We start from the raw sequence: 26,606 nt of genomic DNA, 5'->3' as shown, positions 1-26,606 counted from the left end.
CTCCAGCCTTCATTTTGAGAGCTCCAGCCTTCATTTTGAGCGAAGGCTCAGGTGTCCCCGAGCCTTGCATCTTTGGTGGCTGCCGCACGCTGCCCCGAACCGATTCACGATTCGGTTGACGAAACCTTATTTGAAGTATGGACGCCGGGTGCAACAGGCGTAAACCGAGATCGCAGCCGACTGATAAGAATTTCTATCAGATTAACCATTGAATTTTTGCGATCAAGAATCGGCTTTTCGATGCAGTGCCAAGAAAAAGCTGCGTAACAAATGCTTAATGGAAGTGCGATCAAGAAAATAATCCACCAGTACCTCAGCGAATGAAATGATACAATATACTGCTGGATTGGAAATGCGAATAGATAAACTCCGTAAGAATAATCACCTCCAATGATTTTTTTAGGGGTTTGGAGGCCTAGGAAAACGGTAAGGTAGGCAGCTGGGATAACTCCAAGTGCCCGCGTCTCGGGAAGGGGGTATAATGTAAAAATAGAGAGAAGCGAGACGAGTGCTAGCCATTTTGAAAGAGGAATATGATTTTTAAATAAATAAATTGTGCTGCCCCATAAAAAGGCTAGCACGAGCATCCGACCATTGCGGCCGCCCGTCATGCCACCTCCAGAAATTTTATACAAAATTAGGGCTGTTAGGGCGACTGTTAAAAACAGTGTTGTTGCGGCAAACAATTTCGGACGAGCGAAAATGCCAAACACGGCAAATCCGACGATGGCTAGATAGCACTCCAGCTCGTAAGGCACCGTCCATAGTGAAATATTGACAATACCTGCCATTGGGTTGTCGTCAAAAACACCGGGAAGTTCGAAATGAATATGGCCAACAATGTTCCAGAAATAGCGAAAAAACTCTGGATCTGAAAAATACTGATAGAACGTCTTTGTGGTAAGTAATGGTCCGATAAACAATGCGGAAAGCAGAACTTCCACGCTCAGGGCAGGCATCAACCGCAGTACGCGCAGGGTAACAAACCCGGTGATCGTCCGGGAGCGGTGAAGACTTCCAGACACGAGGAAGCCACTCAAGGCAAAAAACATCGGAAGGATTAGCCATTGAAAAGGCCCCACGATGGGTCCGAGCGCCACCGCTCTGGCGACGGCGTCGCCCGATGCGGCCACCGAATGCCAGAGCACCACTGCCGCAGCCAATCCGATGCGCAGGTAATCAAAGCCCGTTGTGTAGCCCGACCTTTCCATCCTTTCGGCAAAAGTCTCGGGCGCCATCCTGTACTCTCCCATTGACAGACAAGGTTCATCGACCGCTGAGGTACAGTCGCTGCGATGCGCAATTTGCGCTCCTGGGAACATTTTATATGTAGCAGCTTTTGGGCAAAGACCGCTAGGAATGAACGCTCAGACCGCGCCGCCGGCTGAGACCTCCTCCTCCGCCTTCTTAACCAGGCCGGTGGCGACGTCGGCGAGCCGCGGGGCGGGCAGAGCGGTGAACGGCATCGGCCGCGTCACGGCGATGGCGGCGAGGCCGAGGCGCGCGGTGAGCAGCCCGTTCACCACGCCCTCCCCAAGGCGGGCGGACAGGCGCGCGGCGAGCCCCTGGCCGACGATCTGCTGCACCAGCGTGTCGCCCGCCGCCATGCCGCCGGTGATGGCGAGATGGCCCACCACGTGCCCGGCGAGGCGCAGCATGCCGAGCGCGCCCGGCCGTCCGCCATAGAGCAGCGCCAGCGACCGCACGAGCCGCGCCGCGGTGAACAGCACGAAAGCGAGGTCCACCAGCGCCTTCGGCGAGACGGCGGTGACCACGGATACGCTCTTCGCCGCGTCCGAGACCATCTGCCGGGCGCGCGCGTCGAGCGTCGGCAGCAGCGTGCGCTCGGTGAGGCGCACCAAATCGGCGCCGTCGATGATGCCGCCGAGGTGGCTCTCGAGGTCGGCGCGGGCGCGGGCCAGCGTCGGCTTCTCGGCGGCGAGGCGGAGCATGTCGCGGGCCACGGTGTCGGCCACCGGGCGGTCGTCTCCGGCGAGGGCTGAGGCGGCGCGGGCGCGGATGTCGTCGAGCTTCGACAGGCGCGAGAGGCCCGCCACCTCGCGGGCGACGATGATCACGCTCGCCAGCACCAGCAAGGCGGCGAGCGCGAGGCCCACATAGCCGAGCCATTCGGCCTGGGCGAACAGGTCGGTGATCAGCCGGCTGACCGCGAGGTAGAGGCCGAGGCTCGCGAGCCCGCCCACCGCCGACCAGAACAGGCCGCTCCAGGAGATGCCCCTGCGGCGCGGGCGCGCCTCCGCCGGCACGTCGAGGGCGGCGATTTCCGCCTCCAGCGGCTCGGGGGCGAGCGTGATCTCGGCCTCGTCGAGCTTGAACACCTGCGGCCGGTGGCGCCGCGGGCCGGAATGGGCCGCCGCGCGGCTCGACTTGGGCGCCCCCTCCGGGCGGGCGCCGTGATCCTGGCTCATGGGGCCTTCCGTTCCTTGCCGCGCCGCGCGCTTCAACCCAGCCGGTCACCCAGGAGGAACTGAAGCGCCCGGTCGAGGCGAATATGGGGAATGGGCTTGTCGGCGCCAATGCCGGCCGGCGGGCGGAAGCGCAGGAAGCGGAAGTCGGCGTCCTCGGCGCTGGCGGAAGCAAGGCCCCGGAACCCCGCGCCGGAGGGATCGAACAGCGCGTCCGGGTCCGCCGGCAGCTCGCCGGGGAACACCGCCACCTCCTCGATGCCGTCGAACACATGGCCGCCCGCCTCCTGGCCGGCCTCGGGCGTGCCGACGATGGCGTCGAGCTCGTGGCCGGCGCGCGAGACCCGCGCCTCGCGCGTGGCGCGGATGGCGGCCAGCGCCACCACGTCGAGGGCGGCGCCGCCCTCGCTCGCGCGGCCACGGGCGCGCTCCACGAGGCGGGCGAGGATCGCCTCCAGCCGGTCGTGGCTGGTGCGGTGCAGGTGGTCGGCCTTGGTGGCGGCGAACAGCACCTTCTCGATGCGCGGCCGGAACAGGGCGCTGACGAGGCTGTTCCGCCCGGTGCGGAACGCGGCGAGGATGCCGTCCAGCGCGCGTTCGAGGTCCGCGAGCGCCGCCGGGCCGGCATTGAGCGCGGCGAGCGCGTCAACGAGCACGATCTGCCGGTCGAGCCGGGCGAAGTGATTGCGGAAGAAGGGGCGCACCACGGCGCTCTTATAGGCCTCGAAGCGGCGCGCCATCATCGCCCCGAGCGAGCCGGACGGGAAGGCGTGGTCCGGCGGGTCGAGGGGCGCGAAGGTCAGAGCGGGGGAGCCTTCCAGCTCGCCCGGCATCAGGAAGCGGCCCGGCGGCAGCAGGCTCATGGCCACCGTCTCGGCCCGACAGGCGGCGAGATAGGCGGTGAACAGGCCGGCAAGCTCGCGCGCCTTGCTCTCGTCCGCCGGCCGGGCCGGGTCGGCTGCCTTGAGCGCGGCGAGATAGGGGCCGGCGAGCGCCGCCCGCGCCGGGGCGCGGGCGAGCTCCAGGCTCTGGCGCGAGAAAGCGGAAAAATCCATGTCCAGCAGCGGCAAGTCGAGCAGCCACTCGCCGGGATAGTCCACGAGGTCGAGCGTGAGCGAGCGCATGGCGCCGCGCGGATTGGCGTAGCGCACCAGGATGCGCAGCTCGCTCACCCGCGTGGTGGAGGAGGGCCACGCCCGCTCCTGCGCCAGGGTGGCGAGGTGGTCCTCATAGGCGAAGCGCGGCACCGCGTCGTCGGGCTGCGGCTCCAGCACCGCGCGGGCGATGCGGCCGGACTGGGCGGCCTCGAACACCGGCAGCCGTCCCCCCTTCGTGAGGGCGTGGATCAGCGCCGTGGTGAAGATGGTCTTGCCCGCCCGCGACAGTCCGGTGACGCCGAGCCGCAGCGTGGGATGGGCGAGGCCATCCATGCGGTCGGCGAGCGACATCATGGCGATGCGCGCGCCCTCGACGGCATCGTTCCAGGCGGCCACGGCTACTTGTCCGGCGCGCGAGAGCGGGGCGTGACGAAGCGGTCGAGCCGGCCGGAGGCGGGCGCGAGCTCCGCCCAGTCGTCCACCGGAATGTCGATGACCGCCAGCGCGCCGGTGGGGAACTTCTCCGCCATCTGCTCGATCGGACGGATCGGGCCGGAGGCCACCAGCAGGTCGGACAGGTCCTGGAGGCCGGGATTGTGTCCCACCAGCATTAAGGTGTGCGCGGCGCGCGGCTGCTCGCGCAGCACGGCGACGAGGCGGGCGGCGCTCGCTTCATAGAGCCGCGGCTCGCTCGCCATCTCCACCACCTGCGGCAGGGCCGCGCCCACCAGCTCCCAGGTCTCGCGCGTGCGGCGCGCGGGCGAGACCAGGACGTGGTCGGGAATGAGGTTCTCGGCCGCCATGTAGGCGCCCATGCGCGGCGCGTCCGCGCGTCCGCGCGCGCCGAGCGGGCGCTCGGGATCGGCCACGCCGTCGGGCCAGTCGGACTTGGCGTGACGCAGGAGCAGCAGGCGGCGCATGGCGATGTCCCGGTGAGGGGAGGGGCAAGCCATCCCTTATGGCGCCCGAAGGCGTGGCGCAAGCCGCGACACCTGCCCGGCCGGCGTCACGGCAACGCCACAGCCGCGCCCCACAAGACGCGCAATCCCCGGCCACCCCGGACGCGAATCGCGCCATAGTTCCTCTCCGAAGCAGGACCCCATGACGAGCATTCTGCCCCGCCCGAAGAGCAAGGGCGCCTCCCAGCAGGGCACGCCGGCCGCCGAACGCGGCGCGGACCGGCGCCGTGTCGTCGACTGCGAGGTGGCGATCGTCGGTTCAGACCTCGCCGCGCTGGCGCTGGCCCATCGGCTCGCCGGCGTCGGGCGGGAGGTGGTGCGCCTCGCCGTCCCGGCCGATCCCGCCTTGCCGCTCGACGACCTGCTGGCGCCCGGCTTCGCCATGCCGGCCGGCGCGCTGGTCCAGCGCATCGGCGAGGACGATGCCGGCGCGTTATGGGCGCTGTCCCGCGAGGTCGCCGCCCAGGGGCGTGATCTCGCCGCGGCGGTGGGCGTCCCGCTCGGGCCGAAGGGCGCCCTGCTGGCGGCCCGCGCGCACGCGGCGGGCCGCTTGGCCGAGGAGCAGGCGCTGCTCGCCCGCATCGCGCCGGGTACGGCGCGGCTGGTGGGCGCGTCCGATCTCGAGCGCCTGCTGGGCGGCAGCAGTTTCGTCGCCGCGCTAGGGCTGGTGCCGGCGGTGCGCATTCCCTGCGGGGCGCTGGCCGGGGCCCTGGAGCGGGCGGCCGCGTCGGTGGGCATCCATGAGATCGCCGCCGATGGCCCCGTCTCTTGCGATCTCAACGGCTTGCGTAAATATGTGGACACGCCGAGCACCCGCATCCGCGCCTTCGAGGTGATCCTGTGCGGCACCGGGGTCCTGCGCGCCGGCGCGCCACACCTCGCCGCCGGGCTGAAGGCGGTCCATTTTGCCGCCGGGCGGGTGCCGCTGTCCGGCGCGCCGCCGGCCTATGGCGGGCGGGTGCGCGAATTCGCCGGCTTCGGCATCGACTACCATGTGGACGAAGGCGGGCTGGTCCTGGCCGTGGAGACGGCGCTGCCCGTGCGCACGCTGTCCGGCGCCGCGCGCATCCTCTCCCGCCACGCCCGCGGCCTCCTGCCGGATGGGATCGGCGGCAAGGCCGAAGGGCGCGGCTACCGCATCCTCGCGGCACCCCACGGCATGCCGCTCGTCGGCCGGATCGACAAGGGCGTCCATGTGATCGCCGGCCTCGGCCTCCAGCCGCTGTCGGCGCACCTGCTCGCCGCGGCGCTGGTGGCGGAAGCGATCGGCGGGCGGGACGACCGGTTGGCGCTGCTTCAACCATTCCTCGCCTTGGAGCCCCGCGGCGCCCTGGCATCCCTGCGGGATATCGCGTCCGTCTGGCGTGCGCGCCTCGCCGCGCGCACGGGGGTGGCAAAGGCTGCCCGAGCATCGAGCGCAAGCGTGGTTGCCCAGAGCGCCGGGCCACGCCCGCTCCCGGCCCGGCCACGCTCGGAGGCTCCGCCGACGGCCAGCCCAAAGCCGTCAGGAGCCTCCCGTTCCGACGGACGCGGGGGTCCGCGCCGCGAGGCGTGAGCAGGGCAGCGCCGTCCGGGCTGTTGCCGGATTCGCTGCGTTCATCTCCGTTCCGCGCATCCCGCGGCGGCGTCTCAGGAGGTCGCGCGGCGCACGGCGTGGCCAATCTGCCACGCCGCCGGTCTATCGTGCCGGTGGCGTTGACCGAACAGTGGGTTAACCCTCATTTTGCATCCATGGCCCGGTCTGCCTGATTGCGGCGTGTCGGCGCCGCGGTCTTTGGATTTTCTAAAGCCGCCGGGTCGCAGAATGGCCGCAGGTTCTTCAGAGGTTGCCCCGATGGTTGTGTTTGCGCGGCTGCGTTCGTTCTTCCTCGCCACCGTTCTTTCCGCGGGGGCGTGCGGCGGCGCGACTGCGGCCGACCTGTTCTCGCCGCCGCCGACGACCCCGGTGGCGCCCTCGGCCAATGAGGATTGGTACCTCACCATCGGCGTCTCGGGCGCCGCCGAGCCGAGCTATCCCGGCGCCGACAACTATTCCTTCCGTCCCGGCCTCGTCTTCTCCATCCGTAAGGCGAGCCAGCTCAACGTCTTCCGCAGCATCGACGACAATCCGTCGCTGGCCTTCTTCGACACCGGCAATTTCCGTGTCGGCGCGGTGGGTCGCATAGACTGGGGCCGCAATGCGAGCGATTCCTCGCGCCTGCTCGGGCTCGGCGACGTCGGCGCGTCGGTCGAGGCAGGCGGCTTCGCCGAATGGTACGTCACCGACTGGCTGCGCACCCGCGCCGAGCTGCGCTACGGCGTCGGCGGCTTCGACGGCATCCGCGGCCTGCTCGGCGCCGACGTGATCGTGCCCTACGGCCAGTGGCGCTTCGCCGTCGGCCCGCGCCTGACCTACGGTGGCTCGGGCTATATGGAGGCCTTCTTCGGCGTCACGCCGCAGCAGGCGGCGGTCGCCACCTTCCTCGGCAATCCCATGCCGGCCTACAAGGCCGGCGCCGGCTTCGACCTGATCGGTGCCACGGCGCAGCTGACCTACAATTTCCGCAACGGCTTCGAGACCGGCGTGTTCGGCAGCTACGGCCGGCTGCTGGGCGACGCGGCCTCCTCGCCTCTCACCAGCGACGCCAACCAGTTCATGGCCGGCGCCTCGGTCAGCTACACCTTCAACATCGGCAAGTCCTGGTGGTGATCCGCGGCCGGTAAGAGCGCGCGCGGGGCGGCCCCCGCCGCTCAGTTGCCGCCACCCCCGTCGCCGCCGCTTCCACCGCCATCGCCATCCCCGCTTTCGCCGGAGCCGCCATCGGTATCGTCGCCGTTCTCGGCGTCGTCGCGGGCGCTGGCGGAATCGCGGTGCGCATGGGCGGCGGCATAGCCGATGACGACAGCGCCGCCGGCCGCCGCTGCCATGGCGCCGGCATTGGGCGAGGGCGCCTCGGTCCCAGCCCCGCTTTCAGCAGGCGCGCTGGCCTCGCGCGACAAGCCATAGTCGTGGGGCGGGACGGCTTGCGGATCGGCCTTCTTGGGCGCCGGCGCCGCGCCACGCCCGCGCACCACCAGGAAGCCGGCGAGCAGGACCAGCGCGAAGGCGAGCCCCGCGAAGAAGCCGAGATCGCCGAGCCCGTCCATGGGATCAGCGCTGCTCACGCCGGGAGAGGAAGGCGAGGCGCTCGAACAGGTGCACGTCCTGCTCGTTCTTGAGCAGCGCGCCGGCGAGCGGCGGGATGGCCTTGCGCACGTCCTTCTCGCGCAGGGTGTCGGCGTCCATGTCCTCGGAGACCAGCAGCTTCAGCCAGTCGATCAGCTCCGAGGTGGACGGCTTCTTCTTGAGGCCGGGCACCTCGCGCAGGTCGTAGAACAGGCGCAGCGCCTCGGAGACCAGGCGCGGCTTGATGCCGGGGAAGTGCACCTCGACGATGGCGCGCATGGTGTCCGCGTCCGGGAATCGGATGTAGTGGAAGAAGCAGCGGCGCAGGAACGCGTCCGGCAGCTCCTTCTCGTTGTTGGAGGTGATGATGACCACCGGCCGCTGGCGCGCCTTCACCTGCTCCCCGGTCTCGTAGACGTGGAACTCCATGCGGTCGAGTTCCTGCAGCAGGTCGTTGGGGAACTCGATGTCCGCCTTGTCGATCTCGTCGATCAGCAGCACCGGCCGCGCCTCGGCGGCGAACGCGGTCCACAGCTTGCCCTTGCGGATGTAGTTGGCAATGTCGTGGACCTTGGGATCGCCGAGCTGGCTGTCGCGCAGGCGCGCCACGGCGTCGTACTCGTACAATCCCTGCTGCGCCTTGGTGGTGGACTTGACGTGCCATTCGATGAGGTTGGCGCCGATGGACTGGGCCACCTCCTGCGCCAGCACCGTCTTGCCGGTGCCGGGCTCGCCCTTCACCAGCAGCGGGCGTTCGAGGACGATGGCCGCGTTGACCGCCACCTTCAGATCGTCGGTGGCGACGTAGCTTCCCGTTCCCTCGAACCGCATGGGCCTCATCCTTTGGTCGGCGGTCATCCCGCGATGCGGCAAGGTCGGCACCCTTCGGCGCGCCGTCAAGTCCCGCCTGCGCCGGCGTGCGATGCGAAGGGCGGTTGTCGCGGCGGGCGGGCGTCGATATAAGCGCGGCGACCTTGGAGTTCCCCCGAGCCCGGCACGGCGCCCGCCGCAGGGGGCGGAGGGCTCCGGATCGTTGATGGGGCAGGGGTCTCGCGTGCGCCGCTCATCTCCGGGCGGGGGCACGGGAGCGCCTGCGCCACGGGGATCAGCGACGTTGTAGCGAGGACATGGCTGATGTCGATCCAAATCGACGAGGACTATCGCCCCCGCGAGGACGAGCCCTTCATGAACGACCGGCAGCGGGAATATTTCCGCCAGAAGCTGCTGCGTTGGAAGGACGACATCCTCAAGGAGGCGCGCGAAACCCTGCAGCACCTTCAGGACGAGAACCAGAACCATCCCGACCTTGCGGACCGGGCCTCCTCGGAGACCGACCGCTCCATCGAGTTGCGCGCCCGCGACCGCCAGCGCAAGCTCATCGCCAAGATCGACGCCGCCCTCCTGCGCATCGAGGACGGCACCTACGGCTATTGCGAGGACACGGGCGAGCCCATCGCCCTGAAGCGGCTCGAGGCACGCCCCATCGCCACCCTCTCGGTGGAGGCGCAGGAGCGTCACGAGCGCCGCGAGCGGGTCTATCGCGACGACTGAGGCACCGATCCGGAAAGCCGGGTCGCAATGAAAAGGCCGGCGCGGGGTGACCCGCGCCGGCCTTTCGCGTTCAGGGGCCGCTGCGGGCCAGCCTCAGCGGCCGGAGCTGCGCCCGAGCAGGTTTGCCATCTCGGAATCGAGATCGTTGAACGGATCGTTGGCCGGGCTCGGCGCCGGCTCGGCCGGCTTCTCCGCCTTGAGAACCGGCGCCGGCTCCGCCGCGGGCCGGGACGGCGCAGGGGGGCTCTCCCACCGGCGCGGCGGGCTGAGCGGCGCCGGACGGGCCGTCGCCTCGTCGGGCCGGCGCTCGCCTTCGCGACGCAGCGGCTCGCGCAGGCGTGCCACGGACGGCGTGCGTTCGGCCGGCTCGGCCGCCGGCCGCCGCAGGGCGTCGAGCCGCGGTGTATCGAGCCGCGGCGCGTCGCGCGGCGCACGGACGGCGCCCTCGCCGGGGCGGAAGGCGAACTCGCGCGGACGCAGGCCGGGCTCGCGCGCACCCGGCTCGCGCGGCGCGAACTCGGGACGGGGCGTCGGCTCAAGGCGCGGGCGTTCGGGCCGTTCACCAGCGGGCGGCAGCGCCGGGCGGGTGTCGCGAAGGCGCTCGCGCGGGCGCTCCGGGGCGGGCGCCACGGGCGCGTCCGCGAGGCGCGGCTCGTTCTCGGGGCCGGCCGGCTCGACCTGAGGCACCTCGACCCTGGGCGCTTCGGCCCTGGCCGGCTCGGCCTTGGGCGCGTCGACCGCGCCCTTCAGGTCCTCGTCCGCCGGCGCCTCGGCCGCGGCCGCATCCGCCGCTGTCGTGGCAACCTCCAGGTCCAGCTCGGCCGCGAGCTCGGACACGAGGTCGATCTCGATCCGGTCCGCGGTCGCGGTCTCCGCCGGCGCTTCGTCCAGGAGGTCCGCGAGGCTGAGGCGGGACGCCTCGGCCGCGGGCTCGGACAGCGCGAGGTCGAGCCTCTGGGCGATGTCGTCGAGGTTGGGCTCTGGCCTGTGCGCCGGCTCCGGCACGGTGGCGGCCGGCGAGCGGGCGGCCTCGACCGGTGTCGGGGCGGCGATGGCAGGAGCAGGATCGGTCTCAGGCGCCGTCGCGAGCGGCGCGACCACGGGCCGCTCAAGCATCGGGCGACGATCGGCCGACGGCTCCTGAGGCGAGCCCGACGTGCTGCGGCCCATGGCCGGTGCCGGGGCGCCGCGCGAAAGGCTGGGACGGGGCGCCGGGGCGGGCGCTGCCGGACGGCCGGACAATGTGCCGTCGGATCGCGGCAGCGGACGGCGCGACGGCATCGGCCGCCGGACCTCCTGGGCCGTCGGCTCCTCTGCGCTTGCGGCGGACGGGTCGGGGCGCGACGCTTCGGCGGGAGGCAGTGCGTCGAGGGCAGGGGCGGGCGCGATCCGCGGCGCCGGAGCTTCGCGCGTCAGCGCGGGCGCCGGCTGAGGAGCCTGGATCTGGACTGCCTCGCGGACCTCGATCGGCTGCGCCGCGGCGAGCGGCTTGCCGATGTCCGCCTCCACGACGATGTCGGACGTGCCGCCGATCAGGATCAGGTGCTCCACATCGTCGCGGCGCACCAGCATCAGCTTGCGGCGTGCGTCGACGCTGAGGGTATCGACGAGCGTCAGGCGCGGCCCCGAGCGTCCCCGCGCCACGGCCGTCCGGCGTCCGCTGAGGGCGCGCACGAGCATGACCGTAGCGCCGAGCAGCACGGCGATCACGAGAAGGGCGACGCCGAGCCGAACCGGGAAGTCGAGCTGGGTGCCGAAAATCTGCTGCAACATCATGCCTCCGCTTGCTGCATGCGGGAACGGGAGTCAGGGCGGACGGATGACCTAGGGTCCGGAAGGCGCGATCTTGCGCGCCTATGCCCTAAGGTTTTCTTGATAATCATGGCAGGATTTAAACCGGACGCGAATCTGATGTGCGTTCGATGCGGGGGAATGCGCCCGGGCGCGTTCCCCTGTGTTGGCGATCGCTCCTCAATCAATGGGTTAGAGACCAATTTACCGGTCTGGGCGTATCACTCCGACCAGACCGGGCTGAACAGGCGAAGAGCCAGCTTGCGCCTGGGGCGCCGGGGAGGAGCCGTCATGGCTGACGCATCGCGACGGGGCATGCGCCCGAGGGCACGGGCGAGCGGTGGGCTGCTGCCGCAGGGACCAGGGGGGCTTTTCGTCCTCGCCGTGGCGGCGCTGGCGGGCGGCCTCATCGCCACCGGCGCATTCCAGGGCGACGGCCTGCGGTCGGCGGTCGTGGGCATGTTCGCCGTGCTGGGCGTGCTCGCTGCCCTGGCAGGGGTCGCGCGGACCTTCCGGCGCCGCACGATCGAGACCGACCGGCTGGGCGCCGCCGCGCTTGCCTCCACTGGTGACGCCATGGCGGTGGTCGAGAGCGGGAACAAGGTCGTGGAGGCCAACGCCGCCTATCGCCGCCTGTGCCACGGCGGGGCGGACGAGCTACCAGTGCCGGAGACGGTGCTGGCCCGCATTCCCGGGGCCCAGGCGCTGACCGCCGAGCTCTTGAACGCGGTGGCGGACTCCCGCGTGCACCAGCAGTCGACCGCATTGGACGCGGCCGATCCGGCCCGGCGTCTCCAGGCCTCGGTTGCTCCGCTCGAAGGCCCGCGCCGCGTGCTGTGGACGCTGCGCCTGCCGCCGGAGCCCGCGCCACCGATGCCCGGCCCGCCTGCGCCAGTGCGCGCCCAGCCGACGGCGACGCTCGCCGCGCCCCTGGCTTCCCCGGCGCCCGCGTCCGTTCTGCCGGCCGCTTCGGCGGCTGCCGCGACGCTGGTGCCGGCCATGCCCGCGGCCGCTACCCAGCGGGAGTCCATGCGGGCGGAGACTTTGCGCCAGGAGGCTCTCCGGCACGAGGCATCGCGTGCGGAGGCCCGCGCCGACGCGCTGGTGGAGGCCTGGGAGCAGGCGCCGGCCGGCGTCGCGCGCCTGTCGCAGCGGTTCGTGCGCACGCCGAGCACCGCCTTCTGCCGCATGCTGGGCTACGGGCTCACCGCCTGGGAGCCGGCGGGCAAGGCGATCGAGGAAGTGTTCGCGCCTGCCGACGTCGCCGCGCTGCGCGGCCGCCTCGCGCGCAAGGATGCCGGCGCCGAGGTGCTGGCGGTGACGCTGGTGATGCAGGACGCGAGCCGCCTGCCGGGCCTTGTCGCCCTCGGCCCGAGCGATGCCTCCGGCGAGGCCACGGTGGTGATCCTGCCCGGCGCCAGCCGTTCCGCGCTGCCGGCCGCATTCGCGCCGCCGGCCGGCGGGAAGGGGCAACAGGCGGACCAGGGGCAGGCGCAGGACCGGGAGAAGGGCGAGGGCCGGTTCTTCCTCAATGCCCCGCTCGCCATGGCGCTGACCGATGCCGCCGGCGCCATCCGCTCTTCCAATGCCGCGTTCGATCAGCTGTTCGGCCGCTCGACCGATGCGCCGGAGGTGCGGCTCGCCGATCTCGTGGGCGATGCCGACGGCGTGGCGGTGGCTGCGCTGCTGGCGGGCGCGCAGGCGGGCCAGAGCGCCCCCTGCGACGTGGTCCGGCGCGGCGAGGGGGGGCGTAGCGCCCGGCTCTATGCCGCCCCCCTCGGCGGCGGCGAGATCGCGCTGTGCGCCATCGACACCACCGAGCAGAGGACGCTGGAGGCGCAGTTCGCCCAGTCCCACAAGCTCCAGGCGGTGGGGCATCTCGCCGGCGGAGTGGCGCACGACTTCAACAACCTGCTCACCGCCATCATCGGCTATTGCGACCTGCTGCTGGCCAAGCACCGTCCCTCCGACCCGTCCTTCCCGGACATCATGCAGATCAAGCAGAACGCGAACCGCGCCGCGGGCCTTGTGCGCCAGCTGCTTGCCTTCTCGCGGCGCCAGACCCTGCGCCCGCAGGTGATCGAGCTTTCCGATGTGATCGCTGACGTCTCCGAGCTGTTGCGCCGCCTCATGGGCGAGCGCGTCGTGCTGGAGGTGGAGCACGGGCGCGGCCTGTGGCCGGTGAAGGCGGACCTGAACCAGTTCGAGCAGGTGATCGTGAACCTCGCCGTGAACGCGCGCGACGCCATGCCCGACGGCGGAACGCTCCGGCTGCGGACGCGCAACGTCCCCGCGGATGAGGTTTTTTCCATCGGCGCCAATGACCTGCCGCCGGGTGACTACGTTCTGGTCGAGGTTGAGGACACCGGTGCCGGCATCCCGCCGGACATCATGGACAAGATCTTCGAGCCGTTCTTCACCACCAAGGAGGTGGGCAAGGGCACCGGCCTCGGCCTCGCCACCGTATATGGCATCGTCCAGCAGACCGGCGGCACCATCCTCGCCTCCAGCGTCGAGGGGCTGGGCACGACCTTCCGCGTGCTGCTGCCGCGCCACGAAGGCGGTCCTGACGCCGAGGCGGTGCCCGCCGCCGATGCGCGCGCCTCCGATCTCACCGGCCAGGGCACCGTCCTGCTCGTGGAGGACGAGGACGCCGTGCGTGCCTTCGCCAGCCGTGCCCTGAGCGGACGGGGCTACGACGTGCTCACCGCGGCGAGCGGCGTCGAGGCGCTGGAGGTCATGGAGACCTGCGGCAAGAAGCTGGACCTCGTGGTCTCCGACGTGGTGATGCCGGAGATGGACGGCCCGACCTTGCTGAAGGAGCTGCGCGCGCGCGATCCCCGGCTCAAGGTGGTGTTCATCTCGGGCTATGCGGAGGACGCGTTCGCGCGCAACCTGCCGCCGTCCGAGCATTTCGCCTTCCTGCCGAAGCCCTTCTCCCTGAAGCAGCTGGTGGCGGCGGTGGGCGAGGCGCTGAAGGCCTGACCCCATTTGGCGCCCGTCGCCCGCCCGGTCTCGACGCGGCGCGATTGAGCAATGTCATTTTGCATCGGCCGAGCCGGCGCGAGTCTGAAAACGGCCGATATTCCATGCGTCTTACTCTGGGGAGGCATGGCCTGAGCGAAGCGCTCGCCCCGGTCCCGATGGAGACGAACATGAAGCAGCAAGGGCGGCGTTGGGGGGCGGCGGCATGGTCGCGGCTCGCGGTGGCGCTTGCGTTGGGCTGGACCTCCAGCCTCTATCCCGCGCTGGCGCAGACGCCCGCGGGCACCGGCTCGGCCGCCGGCGATCCGGTCCCGGCCGGGGCGGCCTCCACGGCGCCGGTTTCCGCGCCAGCGCCGGACGCCGCCGCCCAGACGCCCATTCAGACGCCGCCCGCCGCACCGGCGATGCCCCAGGCGCCGACCGACGCCGGCGTCGCGCCCGCCGGATCCGCCCAGGTGCCTCCCGCGCCGCCGGCGCCGCCCGTTCCGGCGCAGATTCCGGACGCGCCCGCACCGGCCGGCGCAGCCCAGGCACCGGCGGTGCCCGGCGCCCCCGCTTCGGCTGCCGGCCAGCAGCAGACCTATTCGGAAGCGGAGCTTCAGCAGCTGCTCGCGCCCTACGCCCTTTATCCCGACACGCTGCTGGCGCAGCTTCTGCCGGCGACCGTCTACCCCATCGAGCTGGTGCAGGCGCAGCGCTGGCTGGAGCGCAACAAGCAGGCGGTGAAGAAGGGCAATTTTTCAGGCGTCGACGCCCAGAAGTGGGACCCGAGCGTGAAGGCGCTGGCGCGCTTCCCCTCGGTGGTGGCCAAGCTCAACCAGGACCTCGACGCGACCACCGCCATCGGCAGCGCGTTCGTCTACCAGCCGGAGGATGTCAGCGTCGCGATCCAGGTGCTGCGGGCCAAGGCGGAGGCCAATGGCGCGCTGAAGTCCAATGACCGCCAGCAGGTCACCTCCCGCAGCGAGAACGGGCGCAACACGATCTACATCACCTCGGCCGATCCCAATGTGGTGTACGTGCCGTATTATGACACCGATATCTATACCATTGCCGGCCTGGGGCTTTTGACCTTCGGCGCCGGCGTTGTGGTGGGCAATGCCTGGTACGGATCGTGGAACTGGTGGAATGGCTGGGTCTACCCGCCGGTGTGGCCGGGCTATCCCGGCTGGCGCCCCTGGGTGGGCCCGCGTCCGCCGTGGCCCGGGCCCGGCCCCTGGCCCGGTCCTGGACCATGGCCCGGTCCGGGGCCGCGTCCTTGGCCGGGTCCCGGTCCTGGTCCCGGACCGGGCCCCTGGCCCGGACCCGGCGGCCTGAAGCCCTGGCAGCCCATCCCCGGCAAGCCCTTGCCCGGTCGGCCGGGCGGCGTCTGGGGGCCGGGCCGGCCCGGCGTCGGGCCGGGACCGGGATTCCGGCCCGTTGGTCCGGTCCAGCCTGGCGTGCGGCCGGCCATTCCCGGCCGGATTCCCGGCGGCGCCGGGCAACTGCGGCCGCCCGCGGTGAACCGGGCCGTCGGCGCCCAGCAGCTGCGGCGCGGCGCCGTCAATCGCGGGCCGACTCAGCTCCGGGCGCAGCAATTGCGGAGCCAGCAGTTCCGCTCGCAGCAGCTTCGGAGCCAGCAGTTCAGGTCGCAACAATTCCGCTCGCAGCAGTTCCGGAGCCAGCAGTTCCGGGCGCAGCAGTTCCGGGGAGGCGGGGCGCAGTTCCGCGCCGCGCCGCAGTTCCGCGGCGGCGGGGGCGCGGGAATGGTGCGCGGGGGCGGCGGCTTCCGCGGCCGCCGCTGAGCCCTCGGCCGGGCGGGGGCGCCTCCCTCTCCCGGCCCGGCCAGCGGCGCACGTCATTGTGTCGCGGTGTCGGCCGGGGACGGTGCCCCCAGATTTTTTCAGGGACGCCGGCGGCCCCGCTCGCGCCCGCGCCGGAGCGGCGGCAGCGGGGTGCCGCCCGGATCTTGCGGCAGCGCAACAGGACCGTGGCCGAAGCGTGTCCCGACCATGGCTGCGCCGTGTCGGAAGGGCAGGGGCCACTTGGCCGAACCGCGCTCTTGCCTCCCATCTGGCGCTGCGATAAGGCTGCCACGTCGTTTCGAATTCCTCCAACCGAGGCCGGCGCGGTAACGCTTCAGGCGGATCGCCCACGCGCCCCGAGGTGCGGACACATGAACGCCTTGCTCATGGACTACCTGCCGGTGGTCATTTTCATCGGCGTCTCGCTGGTGATCGGTCTGGCCCTTTTGGTGTCGCCCTTCATCGTCGCCTACCAGAATCCGGACCCCGAGAAGCTCTCCGCCTACGAGTGCGGCTTCAACGCCTTCGACGACGCGCGCATGACCTTCGACGTCCGATTCTACCTAGTGGCGATTCTGTTCATCATCTTCGACCTGGAAGTGGCCTTCCTGTTCCCCTGGGCGGTGACGTTCGGGGGCCTGGGCGATCTCGGCTTCTGGTCGATGATGCTGTTCCTCGGCGTGCTGACGGTCGGCTTCATCTACGAATGGCGCAAGGGAGCTCTGGAATGGGATTGACCCCTTCGGCCACGGTGCCCGATGTCGAGACCGACCATCAGGGCATCGTCGACCCCTCCACCGGCCGGCCCGTGGGCGCGGATGATCCCTTCTTCCAGGAGATCAGCGCCGAGCTGGCCGACAAGGGCTTCCTCACCACCACGGTGGACGACCTCATCACCTGGGCGCGCACCGGCTCGCTCATGTGGATGACGTTCGGCCTCGCGTGCTGCGCGGTGGAGATGATGCAGGCCTCCATGCCGCGCTACGACGTGGAACGCTTCGGCTTCGCGCCGCGCGCCTCGCCGCGCCAGTCGGACGTGATGATCGTCGCCGGCACGCTGACCAACAAGATGGCGCCCGCCTTGCGCAAGGTCTACGACCAGATGCCGGAGCCGCGCTACGTCATCTCCATGGGCTCCTGCGCCAATGGCGGCGGCTATTATCACTTCTCCTACTCGGTGGTGCGCGGCTGCGACCGCGTCGTGCCCGTCGACATCTACGTGCCCGGCTGCCCGCCGACGGCGGAAGCGCTGCTCTACGGCATTCTGCTGCTGCAGAAGAAGATCCGCCGTATCGGAACCATCGAACGCTGAGCCGCCACGCGGTCCAGAACGGGACGTGTCGAGATGGACGAGACGTTGAATGACCTTGCGGCCCACGTCACCGGCGCCGTTGCGGGCGGGGTGAGCGCGTGGTCGCTCGCGCACGGCGAGCTGACCCTTCAGGTCGAGCCGGCGCAGATCGTGAAGCTCGCCACCTTCCTGCGGGACGACCCGGCGTGCCTGTTCCAGTGCATCGTCGATGTCTGCGGCGCCGACTATCCGGCGCGCGAGAAGCGCTTCGACGTGGTCTACCACCTGCTGTCGCTGAAGCAGAACCTGCGCATCCGCCTCAAGGTCGCGACCGACGAGGATACGCCGGTGCCCTCCATCACCTCGGTGTTCCCGGGCGCCAACTGGTTCGAGCGCGAGGCCTACGACCTCTACGGCATCCTGTTCACCGGCCATCCGGAGCTGCGGCGCCTGCTCACCGACTACGGCTTCGACGGCCACCCGCTGCGCAAGGACTTCCCGACCACCGGGTTCGTGGAGGTGCGCTACGACGACGAGCTGAAGCGCGTGGTCTACGAGCCGGTGCGCCTGCCGCAGGAGTTCCGCAACTTCGACTTCCTCTCTCCCTGGGAGGGCGTCGAATACGTCCTGCCGGGCGACGAGAAGGCGACGCAGCCCGCGCCGCCCAAGGCCGGGTGAGGGAAAAGGCCATGGCACAGACCCTCGACGACATGAAGCCGGTGGACAAGGTCCGCAACTTCCAGATCAATTTCGGCCCGCAGCATCCGGCCGCGCATGGCGTGCTGCGCCTGGTGCTGGAGCTGGACGGCGAGGTGGTGGAGCGGGTCGATCCGCATATCGGCCTCCTGCACCGCGGCACCGAGAAGCTGATCGAGACCAAGACCTATCTCCAGGCGGTGCCCTATTTCGACCGGCTCGACTATTGCGCGCCGATGAACCAGGAGCACGCCTTCTGCCTCGCGGTGGAGAAGCTGCTGGGCATCGAGGTGCCCAAGCGCGCCCAGCTGATCCGCGTGCTCTATTCCGAGATCGGCCGCCTGCTCTCGCATCTGCTCAACGTCACCACGTTCGCCATGGACGTGGGCGCGCTCACCCCGCCTCTGTGGGGCTTCGAGGAGCGCGAGAAGCTCATGATCTTCTACGAGCGCGCCTCGGGCAGCCGCATGCATGCGGCCTATTTCCGTCCCGGCGGCGTGCACCAGGACCTGCCGCGGCAGCTGGTGGAGGACATCGGCGCCTTCTGCGACCCGTTCCTGAAGCTGGTGAAGGACCTCGACGACCTCGTCACCGAGAACCGCATCTTCAAGCAGCGCACCGTCGACATCGGCGTGGTGTCGCTCGAGGACTGCCTGGCCTGGGGCTTCTCCGGCCCGGTGTTGCGCGGCTCCGGCGCCGCCTGGGACCTCAGGCGCGCGCAACCCTACGAGTGCTATTCCGAGCTCGACTTCGACATCCCGGTGGGCCGCCACGGCGACTGCTACGACCGCTACGTGGTGCGCATGGAAGAGATGCGCCAGTCCACCAAGATCATGAAGCAGTGCGTCGCGCGCCTGCTGAAGGAGCCCGGCCCGGTGCACACGGGCGACCACAAGGTGGTGCCGCCGAAGCGCGGCGAGATGAAGCGCTCCATGGAGGCGCTCATCCACCACTTCAAGCTCTACACCGAGGGCTTCCACGTGCCGGAAGGCGACGTCTATGCCGCGGTGGAGGCGCCCAAGGGCGAGTTCGGCGTCTATCTCGTCTCCGACGGCACCAACAAGCCGTATCGCTGCAAGATCCGCGCGCCGGGCTTCGCCCATCTCCAGGCCATGGATTTCCTGTGCCGCGGCCACATGCTGGCCGACGTCTCGGCGATCCTCGGCTCGCTCGACATCGTGTTCGGGGAGGTGGACCGGTGATGGCCGCCCTCCGCCTTCGTCCTTCGCTCCGGCGCCTTTGCCGCGCCGACGCCCGCATTGCCGGCCTGGGATACTGATATGTCCGTCCGCCGCCTCGCCGCCGAGCAGCCCGAGAGCTTCGTCTTCACGCCGGAGCTGGAGCAGATCGCCGTCCAGCTGATCGCCAAGTATCCGGAAGGGCGCCAGGCGAGCGCCGTGGTGCCGCTGCTGTGGGAGACCCAGAAGGCCGCCGGGGGCTGGCTGCCGGAGCCCGCCATCCGCGCGGTCGCCGACCGCCTCGGCATGCCGCACATCCGCGTGCTGGAGGTGTGCACCTTCTACACCATGTTCAATTTGGAGCCGGTGGGGAAGTATTTCGTCCAGCTCTGCGGCACCACGCCCTGCATGCTGCGCGGCGCCGAGGACATCAAGGCGGTCTGCCGCAAGAAGATCGGCGAGGAGCGCCACGTCACCGCCGACGGCACCTTCTCCTGGCTGGAGGTGGAGTGCCTGGGCGCCTGCACCAACGCGCCCATGGTGCAGATCAACGACGATTACTACGAGGATCTCACCCCCGCGAACTTCGAGAAGCTGCTCGATGACCTCGCCGCCGGTCGCCCGGTGAAGACGGGGCCGCAGAATTCGCGCCACGGCGCCGAGCCCGAGGGCGGCGCCCGGGTGCTCACCGACCCCGCGCTCTACACCCGCGGATCGAGCGTCGACGGGACCTCGACCGCCGAGGCGCCCGCCACCGGCGACGCCGCGCCGACCCCCGGGGAGTGACGACCATGCTCGCCGACAAGGACCGCATCTTCACCAACCTTTACGGCCTGCACGATTTCGGCCTGAAGGGCGCGCTCGCGCGCGGCAACTGGGACGGCACCAAGGCGATCCTGGAGAAGGGCCGCGACTGGATCATCAACGAGATGAAGGCCTCGGGCCTGCGCGGCCGCGGCGGCGCCGGCTTCTCCACCGGCATGAAGTGGTCATTCATGCCGAAGCAGTCGGACGGCCGGCCCCACTATCTGGTGGTCAACGCCGACGAATCCGAGCCCGGCACCTGCAAGGACCGGGAGATCATGCGCAACGATCCGCACACGCTGATCGAGGGCTGCCTGATCGCCTCCTTCGCCATGGGCGCGCACGCGGCCTACATCTATATCCGCGGCGAGTACATCTTTGAGCGCAAGCGGCTCCAGGCGGCCATCGACCAGGCCTACGAGGCGCGCCTCATCGGCAAGGACAACATCCACGACTATCCCTTCGACCTCTATCTGCACCACGGCGCCGGCGCCTATATCTGCGGCGAGGAGACGGCGCTGCTGGAGAGCCTCGAAGGCAAGAAGGGCATGCCGCGCCTGAAGCCCCCGTTCCCGGCGAACATGGGCCTCTACGGCTGCCCGACCACGGTGAACAACGTGGAGAGCATCGCCGTCGCCCCCACCATCCTGCGGCGCGGCGCGGCGTGGTTCTCCGCCATCGGCCGCCCCAACAACGTGGGCACCAAGCTGTTCTCGCTCGCCGGCCACCTGAACACGCCCTGCGTGATCGAGGAGGCCATGAGCATCCCGTTCCGCGAGCTGCTGGACAAGCATGGCGGCGGCGTGCGCGGCGGCTGGGACAACCTGCTCGGCATCATCCCCGGCGGCGCCTCCTGCCCGGTGATCCCGGCCGAGCAGTGCGCCGACCTGATCATGGACTTCGACGGCACCCGCGCGGTGAAGTCGTCCTTCGGCACGGCGGGCGTGCTGGTGATGGACAAGTCCACGGACATCATCAAGGCCATCGCCCGCATCTCGGCCTTCTTCAAGCACGAGAGCTGCGGCCAGTGCACGCCGTGCCGCGAGGGCACGGGCTGGATGTGGCGCGTGGTCAACCGCATGGCCGAGGGCCGCGCCCAGAAGCGCGAGATCGACATGCTGCTGGAGGTGACGACCCAGATCGAGGGCCACACCATCTGCGCGCTGGGCGACGCGGCAGCCTGGCCGGTTCAGGGGCTGATCCGGCATTTCCGCCACGTGATCGAGGAGCGCATCGACCAGTATGCGGCCAACCCGCATCCGGACCCGGTGCCGGTGGCGGCGGAGTGAGGTGATGGCCCGCATCACCCAGATCTGTCCCACGTTCGAGGTCGCCGACCCGTCGGCGGCCGCGACCTGGTACCGGGACAAACTGGGCTTTGCGGTGAAGTGGTCGATGGCGGACTACGCCATCGTCGGCCGCGACGACGACGTGGAGATCCATTTCTGGCCGCGTCCCGCGACCCGGCCGGCGGACCATTCCTCGTCGGTCTATGTGCGGCTGGACGATATCGACGCCCTGCACGCGACCATGACGGGCGCGGCGGAGGGCGGGCGCATCTCGCCGGTCCAGGACCGGGACTGGGGGATGCGCGAGTTCTACGTGTGGGACCCGGACGGCAACCTGCTGCGGTTCGGGGTTCCGATTCCGGGCTGGGTGCCCGGGGCGGAGTGATGAAGCCCTACGTGCCACCGCCTCCGGGCCCGAGCCCGGAACGCTGGGAGCGCATGGGGATCTGGGTGACCCTCGGCGGCATCGCGTTCACCGTCGGGGCGATCTGGTGGCTGGTTCATGACGGGATGGCGTGGCGCACCGCGGTGCTGGTCATGCTGCCCTTCGCGCTGCTGGCGGCGGCCTTCGGGTGGATCTTCCACACCAAGAAGAGCCGCGCGCCGGTCTTGATTGGGACGATCTGGGGCGTGGTCGCGCTGACCGTCGCCTTGGTTGAAAGTTGTTCGGGGAAGTGAGCGGATGGCCAAGATCATCGTCGACGGCACCGAGGTCGATGTGCCCGCCGAGTTCACGCTGCTCCAGGCGTGCGAGGCGGCGGGCGTCGAGATTCCGCGCTTCTGCTTCCATGAGCGCCTGTCCATCGCCGGCAACTGCCGCATGTGCCTCGTGGAGGTGAAGGGCGGCCCGCCCAAGCCCACCGCGTCCTGCGCCATGGCGGTGAGGGACCTGCGCCCCGGCCCCAACGGCGAGCCGCCGGTGGTGCTCACCAAGAGCCCGATGGTGAAGAAGGCGCGCGAAGGGGTGATGGAGTTCCTGCTCATCAACCACCCGCTGGACTGCCCGATCTGCGACCAGGGCGGCGAGTGCGACCTGCAGGACCAGGCCATGGCCTACGGCGCCGACACCTCGCGCTTCGCCGAGAACAAGCGCGCGGTCGAGGACAAGTATATCGGCCCGCTGGTGCGCACCTCCATGAACCGGTGCATCCAGTGCACCCGCTGCGTGCGTTTCTCCACCGAGGTGGCGGGCGTCGCCGACCTCGGCGCCATCGGCCGCGGCGAGGACATGGAGATCACCACCTATCTCGAGCACGCCATGCGCTCGGAGCTCCAGGGCAACGTCGCCGACCTCTGCCCGGTGGGGGCGCTGACCCACAAGCCCTACGCCTTCCACGCCCGCCCGTGGGAGCTGATCAAGACCGAGTCCATCGACGTCATGGACGCGGTCGGCTCGAACATCCGCATCGACACCCGCGGCCGCGAGGTGATGCGCATCCTGCCGCGCACCAACGAGCTGGTGAACGAGGAGTGGATCTCGGACAAGACCCGCTACGTGTGGGACGGCCTGAAGATGCAGCGCCTCGACCGGCCCTACGTGCGCAAGGACGGCCGGCTCGTCCCCGCCTCCTGGAGCGAGGCCTTCGCCGCCATCGCGGCGAAGGTGAAGGCGGCGGCGCCCGCCAAGGTCGGCGCCATCGTCGGCGACCTCGCCAGCGTCGAGGAGGTGTTCGCCCTCAAGACGCTGATCGGCAAGCTCGGCTCGAAGAGCATCGACTGCCGCCAGGACGGCGCCGCGCTCGATCCGGCCGCCGGCCGCGCCAGCTACGTCTTCAATCCCGGCATCGCCGGCATCGAGGACGCGGACGCGATCCTGCTGGTGGGCACCGACCCGCGCCACGAGGCGAGCGTGATCAATGCCCGCATCCGCAAGCGCTGGCGCATGGGCGGCCTGAAGGTGGGCGTGGTCGGCCCGCAGGTGGATCTGACCTATTCCTACGAGTATCTCGGCGCCGGCCCCGACAGCCTCGCCGACCTCGCCGGCGCCGGCACCTTCGCCGAGACGCTGCGCGCCGCCGAGCGGCCGATGGTGATCGTCGGCCAGGGCGCGCTCGCCCGTCCGGACGGCGCCGCCGTGCTGGCGCTCGCCGCCAAGGTGGCGCTGGCGGTGGGTGCGGTGAAGGACGGCTGGAACGGCTTCGCGGTGCTCCACACCGCCGCCGCCCGCGTCGGCGCGCTGGACGTGGGCGCGGTGCCGGGCGAGGGCGGCCTCGACGTCGCCGCCATGTGCGCCCCCGGCGCGCTGGACGTCGCCTTCCTCATGGGCGCCGACGAGGTGGACGTCGCCCCCGGCGCCTTCGTGGTCTATCTCGGCACCCATGGCGACCGCGGCGCCCACCGGGCGGACGTGATCCTGCCCGGCGCCGCCTATCCCGAGAAGAGCGGCCTCTACGTGAACACGGAAGGCCGGGTGCAGTTCGCCAACCGCGCCGCCTTCCCGCCCGGCGAGGCGCGCGAGGACTGGGCGATCCTGCGCGCGCTCTCCGAGGTGCTGAAGCAGACCCTGCCGTTCGACAGCCTCACCGCGCTGCGCGCGCTGCTGGCGGAGGCCTATCCGCACCTCGGCCACGTGGACGAGGCGCTCCCCGCCGATCCGGCCGCGGTCTCCGCGCTGGCGCAGAAAGGCGGGGCGACCGACAAGGCGGCGTTCGTCTCGGCGGTCGAGGACTTCTACCTCACCAACCCCATCGCCCGCGCGTCGGCCGTCATGGCCGAATGCTCGGCGCTGCGCCTGGAGGCCGCCGCGGAAGCGGCGGAGTAGGGCATGGGCGCAACCGAAATCTCCCTCTCCCGCTTGCGGGGGAGGGCCGGGGAGGGGGCCAGGGGGGCATCGCGTGATCGCGCCATTGCCCGGCCGGCGCCTTTCCCCCTCCCAACCCTCCCCCGCAAGCGGGAGAGGGCAAGCCGCCAGACAAGCCGCACGGGATCAAGGACATGAACTGGCAGGACACCCTTATCCAGGTGCTGATCATCCTCGGGCAGAGCCTTGCTCTGCTCGTGGCGCTGCTGATCTTCATCGCCTACATCCTGCTCGCCGATCGCAAGATCTGGGCGGCGGTGCAGCTGCGGCGCGGGCCCAACGTGGTGGGGCCGTTCGGCCTCTTCCAATCCTTCGCCGATCTTCTGAAGTTCGTCCTGAAGGAGCCCACCGTCCCGGCGGGCGCCAACAAGACCATCTTCCTGCTGGCCCCGCTCGTCACCTGCGTGCTGGCGCTCGCCGCCTGGGCGGTGGTGCCGATCGCCGACGGCTGGGTGATCGCCGACCTGAACGTGGGCGTGCTCTACATCTTCGCCATCTCGTCGCTCGGCGTGTACGGCATCATCATGGGCGGCTGGGCTTCGAACTCGAAGTATCCCTTCCTCGCCTCGCTGCGCTCGGCGGCGCAGATGGTGTCCTACGAGGTCTCCATCGGCTTCGTCATCATCACCGTGCTCATGTGCGCCGGCTCGCTGAACCTCAGCGAGATCGTCGAGGCGCAGAACGGCAGGCTCGGCCTGCTGAACTGGTACTTCCTGCCGCTGTTCCCGATGTTCGTGATCTTCTACGTGTCGGCGCTGGCGGAGACCAACCGCCCGCCCTTCGACCTCGTGGAGGCCGAGTCGGAGCTGGTCGCCGGCTTCATGACCGAGTACGGCTCGACGCCCTACCTCCTGTTCATGCTGGGCGAGTACGTGGCCATCCTGACCATGTGCGCCATGGCCACCATCCTGTTCCTCGGCGGCTGGCTCTCGCCGCTGCCGTTCGCCCCCTTCACCTGGGTGCCGGGCCTCGTGTGGTTCGTGCTCAAGGTGTGCTTCATGTTCTTCATGTTCGCCATGGCGAAGGCCATGGTGCCGCGCTATCGCTACGACCAGCTCATGCGGCTCGGCTGGAAGGTGTTCCTGCCGATCTCGCTCGTCGCCGTGGTGGTGGTCGCGGGTATCCTGCACTTCACCGGGATGGCGCCGAAATGACCCGCTCCACCCTTCACTCGCACCGCCTTTCGGGAGAGCGCACATGAAGCTCGATCAGGCCGCGCGCGCCATCTTCCTCACCGAGCTGGTCTCGGGGTTCTTCCTCGCCATGCGCTATTTCTTCAAGCCCAAGGCGACGCTCAACTACCCGTTCGAGAAGGGCCCGCTCTCGCCGCGCTTCAGGGGCGAGCATGCGCTGCGCCGCTATCCGAACGGCGAGGAGCGCTGCATCGCCTGCAAGCTGTGCGAGGCCATCTGCCCGGCGCAGGCCATCACCATCGAGGCCGGCCCGCGCCGCAACGACGGCACGCGCCGCACCACGCGCTACGACATCGACATGGTGAAGTGCATCTATTGCGGCTTCTGCCAGGAGGCGTGCCCGGTGGATGCCATCGTCGAGGGGCCGAACTTCGAGTTCGCCACCGAGACGCGCGAGGAACTCTACTACGACAAGGAAAAGCTGCTCGCGAACGGCGACCGGTGGGAGCGCGAGATCGCGCGCGCCATCGCCATGGACGCGCCGTACCGCTGAGCATGAGAGGGTCGGCCGGCCTCACGCCGGCCTCGGGGTTGGATCGGTGCCGGGCGTCCTGCGCGGCATCTCGACAGTGGACTTTTGGGATGCGTGAAGGCAATCGATCGACCGGCCGCCGTCCGGCGCCGGCAATGACCGGCGCGGGCGCGCCGCGGGCAGGGGGGCTCGGCGCATGAGTGTCGCGGCAGCGTTCTTCTATCTCTTCGCCTTCGTGCTGATTGCGTCCGCCTTCATGGTGATCTCCTCGCGCAATCCCGTGCACTCGGTGCTGTTCCTGATCCTCGCCTTCGTGAACGCGGCGGGCCTGTTCATCCTGATCGGCGCCGAGTTCCTGGCGCTGATCCTGGTGGTGGTCTATGTGGGCGCGGTGGCGGTGCTGTTCCTGTTCGTCGTCATGATGCTGGACGTCGATTTCGTCGAGCTGCGCCAGGGCTTCCTGCAATACCTGCCGGTGGGCATGGTGGTGGGCGTCATTTTCCTCGCCGAGCTGGTGCTGGTGGTGGGCGCCTGGGCCACCGGGCCGGGGGTGACCAAGGCGGTCTCGGCCGCGGCCAACGTGCCACCGGCCGGCACCGAGGTGGTGAGCAACGTGCGCGCCATCGGCCAGGTGCTCTACACCGACTACATCTACTTCTTCCAGGCGGCGGGCTTCGTGCTCCTCGTCGCCATGATCGGCGCCATCGTGCTGACCCTCCGCCACAAGGCGGGTGTGAAGCGCCAGAGCATCTCCGCCCAGGTGGAGCGCACCGCCAAGACCGCCATCGAGGTGGTCAAGGTGCGCCCCGGCCAGGGCATTTGAGGGGGCGGCAATGGAGATCGGTCTCTCCCACTACCTCACCGTCGCGGCGATCCTGTTCACGCTCGGGACGCTCGGCATCTTCCTCAACCGGAAGAACGTGATCGTCATCCTGATGTCGGTGGAGCTGATCCTGCTCGCCGTGAACATCAACCTCGTGGCCTTCTCCGCCTTCCTCGGCAACCTCACCGGACAGGTGTTCGCGCTGCTGGTGCTGACGGTGGCGGCGGCCGAGGCGGCCATCGGCCTCGCCATCCTCGTGGTGTTCTACCGCAACCGCGGTTCGATCGCCGTCGAGGACATCAACGCCATGAAGGGCTGAGGC

Annotated in this window: 25 protein-coding genes; 18 read left to right on the top strand and 7 right to left on the bottom strand. The window is 69.8% G+C overall.

Going from position 1 to position 26,606, the window contains the following annotated elements; genetic code table 11:
* Nucleotides 1-104 precede the first annotated feature (104 nt).
* The 4 genes from V5F67_RS14535 to V5F67_RS14520 all read right to left on the bottom strand — a co-directional run bounded on the left by V5F67_RS14535 (nt 105) and on the right by V5F67_RS14520 (nt 4,443).
* Nucleotides 105-1,238, bottom strand: coding sequence for an acyltransferase family protein (locus tag V5F67_RS14535; RefSeq protein WP_394017089.1), 1,134 nt, complete (start codon nt 1,236-1,238; stop codon nt 105-107).
* A gap of 129 nt (nt 1,239-1,367) precedes the next feature.
* Nucleotides 1,368-2,429, bottom strand: a complete 1,062-nt coding sequence (locus V5F67_RS14530; protein WP_394017090.1) for a YcjF family protein — start codon at nt 2,427-2,429, stop codon at nt 1,368-1,370.
* Nucleotides 2,430-2,461: 32 nt separating this feature from the next.
* Nucleotides 2,462-3,919, bottom strand: coding sequence for a YcjX family GTP-binding protein (locus V5F67_RS14525; RefSeq protein ID WP_394017091.1), 1,458 nt, complete (start codon nt 3,917-3,919; stop codon nt 2,462-2,464).
* A 2-nt stretch (nt 3,920-3,921) separates the two neighbouring features.
* The gene (locus tag V5F67_RS14520; RefSeq protein WP_394017092.1) at nt 3,922-4,443 is read right to left on the bottom strand and encodes a SixA phosphatase family protein; all 522 of its coding nucleotides are present in this window, start codon (nt 4,441-4,443) and stop codon (nt 3,922-3,924) included.
* Between the two features lie 181 nt (nt 4,444-4,624).
* Here V5F67_RS14520 and V5F67_RS14515 point away from each other — a divergent pair, with 181 nt between their 5' ends.
* Entirely contained in the window at nt 4,625-6,037 is a 1,413-nt protein-coding gene (locus V5F67_RS14515; protein WP_394017093.1) for a hypothetical protein, read from the top strand.
* A 279-nt stretch (nt 6,038-6,316) separates the two neighbouring features.
* A complete protein-coding gene (locus V5F67_RS14510) occupies nt 6,317-7,171 on the top strand; it encodes a MipA/OmpV family protein (RefSeq protein ID WP_394017094.1) in 855 nt (284 codons plus the stop codon).
* Between the two features lie 41 nt (nt 7,172-7,212).
* On the opposite strand, the gene V5F67_RS14505 is transcribed toward V5F67_RS14510, so the two are convergent.
* Nucleotides 7,213-7,608: a hypothetical protein gene (locus V5F67_RS14505; RefSeq protein ID WP_394017095.1), complete on the bottom strand. Its 396-nt coding sequence runs from the start codon at nt 7,606-7,608 to the stop codon at nt 7,213-7,215.
* Nucleotides 7,609-7,612: 4 nt separating this feature from the next.
* Nucleotides 7,613-8,458 carry an AAA family ATPase gene (locus V5F67_RS14500; RefSeq protein WP_394017096.1) on the bottom strand — a complete coding sequence of 282 codons (846 nt, stop codon included), beginning with the start codon at nt 8,456-8,458 and terminating at the stop codon, nt 7,613-7,615.
* A gap of 303 nt (nt 8,459-8,761) precedes the next feature.
* Here V5F67_RS14500 and dksA point away from each other — a divergent pair, with 303 nt between their 5' ends.
* Complete coding sequence (dksA, locus tag V5F67_RS14495) at nt 8,762-9,178, top strand: RNA polymerase-binding protein DksA (protein ID WP_121625455.1); 417 nt, start codon at nt 8,762-8,764, stop codon at nt 9,176-9,178.
* A gap of 93 nt (nt 9,179-9,271) precedes the next feature.
* Here dksA and V5F67_RS14490 read toward each other — a convergent pair whose 3' ends face one another.
* On the bottom strand, nt 9,272-10,951 hold the full coding sequence (locus V5F67_RS14490) for a hypothetical protein (RefSeq protein WP_394017097.1): 1,680 nt from the start codon (nt 10,949-10,951) through the stop codon (nt 9,272-9,274).
* Between the two features lie 309 nt (nt 10,952-11,260).
* Between V5F67_RS14490 and V5F67_RS14485 the strand changes: the two genes are divergently transcribed.
* From V5F67_RS14485 to nuoK, 15 genes are all read left to right on the top strand, one after another.
* Nucleotides 11,261-13,954: a hybrid sensor histidine kinase/response regulator gene (locus tag V5F67_RS14485; protein ID WP_394017098.1), complete on the top strand. Its 2,694-nt coding sequence runs from the start codon at nt 11,261-11,263 to the stop codon at nt 13,952-13,954.
* A gap of 170 nt (nt 13,955-14,124) precedes the next feature.
* Nucleotides 14,125-15,738, top strand: coding sequence for a DUF3300 domain-containing protein (locus tag V5F67_RS14480; protein ID WP_394017099.1), 1,614 nt, complete (start codon nt 14,125-14,127; stop codon nt 15,736-15,738).
* Between the two features lie 371 nt (nt 15,739-16,109).
* A complete protein-coding gene (locus tag V5F67_RS14475; protein ID WP_394017100.1) occupies nt 16,110-16,475 on the top strand; it encodes an NADH-quinone oxidoreductase subunit A in 366 nt (121 codons plus the stop codon).
* Nucleotides 16,466-17,050 carry a NuoB/complex I 20 kDa subunit family protein gene (locus V5F67_RS14470; protein WP_394017101.1) on the top strand — a complete coding sequence of 195 codons (585 nt, stop codon included), beginning with the start codon at nt 16,466-16,468 and terminating at the stop codon, nt 17,048-17,050. Before V5F67_RS14475 ends, V5F67_RS14470 begins: the two co-directional genes overlap by 10 nt.
* A 33-nt stretch (nt 17,051-17,083) precedes the next feature.
* On the top strand, nt 17,084-17,707 hold the full coding sequence (locus V5F67_RS14465) for an NADH-quinone oxidoreductase subunit C (protein ID WP_394017102.1): 624 nt from the start codon (nt 17,084-17,086) through the stop codon (nt 17,705-17,707).
* Nucleotides 17,708-17,739: 32 nt separating this feature from the next.
* Nucleotides 17,740-18,927 carry an NADH-quinone oxidoreductase subunit D gene (locus V5F67_RS14460; protein WP_394017804.1) on the top strand — a complete coding sequence of 396 codons (1,188 nt, stop codon included), beginning with the start codon at nt 17,740-17,742 and terminating at the stop codon, nt 18,925-18,927.
* A gap of 78 nt (nt 18,928-19,005) precedes the next feature.
* Nucleotides 19,006-19,689: an NADH-quinone oxidoreductase subunit NuoE gene (gene nuoE, locus V5F67_RS14455; protein ID WP_394017103.1), complete on the top strand. Its 684-nt coding sequence runs from the start codon at nt 19,006-19,008 to the stop codon at nt 19,687-19,689.
* Between the two features lie 5 nt (nt 19,690-19,694).
* Nucleotides 19,695-20,996 carry an NADH-quinone oxidoreductase subunit NuoF gene (gene nuoF / locus V5F67_RS14450; RefSeq protein WP_394017104.1) on the top strand — a complete coding sequence of 434 codons (1,302 nt, stop codon included), beginning with the start codon at nt 19,695-19,697 and terminating at the stop codon, nt 20,994-20,996.
* Nucleotides 20,997-21,000: 4 nt separating this feature from the next.
* Complete coding sequence (locus V5F67_RS14445) at nt 21,001-21,381, top strand: bleomycin resistance protein (RefSeq protein WP_394017105.1); 381 nt, start codon at nt 21,001-21,003, stop codon at nt 21,379-21,381.
* Nucleotides 21,381-21,674 (top strand): hypothetical protein, encoded by a 294-nt coding sequence (locus V5F67_RS14440; protein WP_394017106.1) that lies wholly within the window; start codon nt 21,381-21,383, stop codon nt 21,672-21,674. The genes V5F67_RS14445 and V5F67_RS14440 overlap by 1 nt, the downstream gene beginning before the upstream one ends.
* A 4-nt stretch (nt 21,675-21,678) precedes the next feature.
* Nucleotides 21,679-23,757, top strand: coding sequence for an NADH-quinone oxidoreductase subunit NuoG (gene nuoG / locus V5F67_RS14435; protein WP_394017107.1), 2,079 nt, complete (start codon nt 21,679-21,681; stop codon nt 23,755-23,757).
* Nucleotides 23,758-23,930: 173 nt separating this feature from the next.
* Nucleotides 23,931-24,950 carry an NADH-quinone oxidoreductase subunit NuoH gene (gene nuoH, locus V5F67_RS14430; protein ID WP_394017108.1) on the top strand — a complete coding sequence of 340 codons (1,020 nt, stop codon included), beginning with the start codon at nt 23,931-23,933 and terminating at the stop codon, nt 24,948-24,950.
* Between the two features lie 43 nt (nt 24,951-24,993).
* Entirely contained in the window at nt 24,994-25,482 is a 489-nt protein-coding gene (nuoI, locus tag V5F67_RS14425; protein WP_394017109.1) for an NADH-quinone oxidoreductase subunit NuoI, read from the top strand.
* Nucleotides 25,483-25,657: 175 nt separating this feature from the next.
* A complete protein-coding gene (locus V5F67_RS14420; RefSeq protein ID WP_394017110.1) occupies nt 25,658-26,284 on the top strand; it encodes an NADH-quinone oxidoreductase subunit J in 627 nt (208 codons plus the stop codon).
* A 10-nt stretch (nt 26,285-26,294) separates the two neighbouring features.
* Nucleotides 26,295-26,603, top strand: a complete 309-nt coding sequence (gene nuoK, locus V5F67_RS14415) for an NADH-quinone oxidoreductase subunit NuoK (RefSeq protein WP_348833399.1) — start codon at nt 26,295-26,297, stop codon at nt 26,601-26,603.
* Nucleotides 26,604-26,606 lie beyond the last annotated feature (3 nt).

The sequence above is a fragment of the Xanthobacter pseudotagetidis genome, assembly GCF_043194795.2.
Lineage (GTDB): Bacteria > Pseudomonadota > Alphaproteobacteria > Rhizobiales > Xanthobacteraceae > Xanthobacter > Xanthobacter tagetidis_A.
Note: the sequence above shows the minus strand (reverse complement) of the source record. Positions and strands in the feature narration are given on the sequence as shown.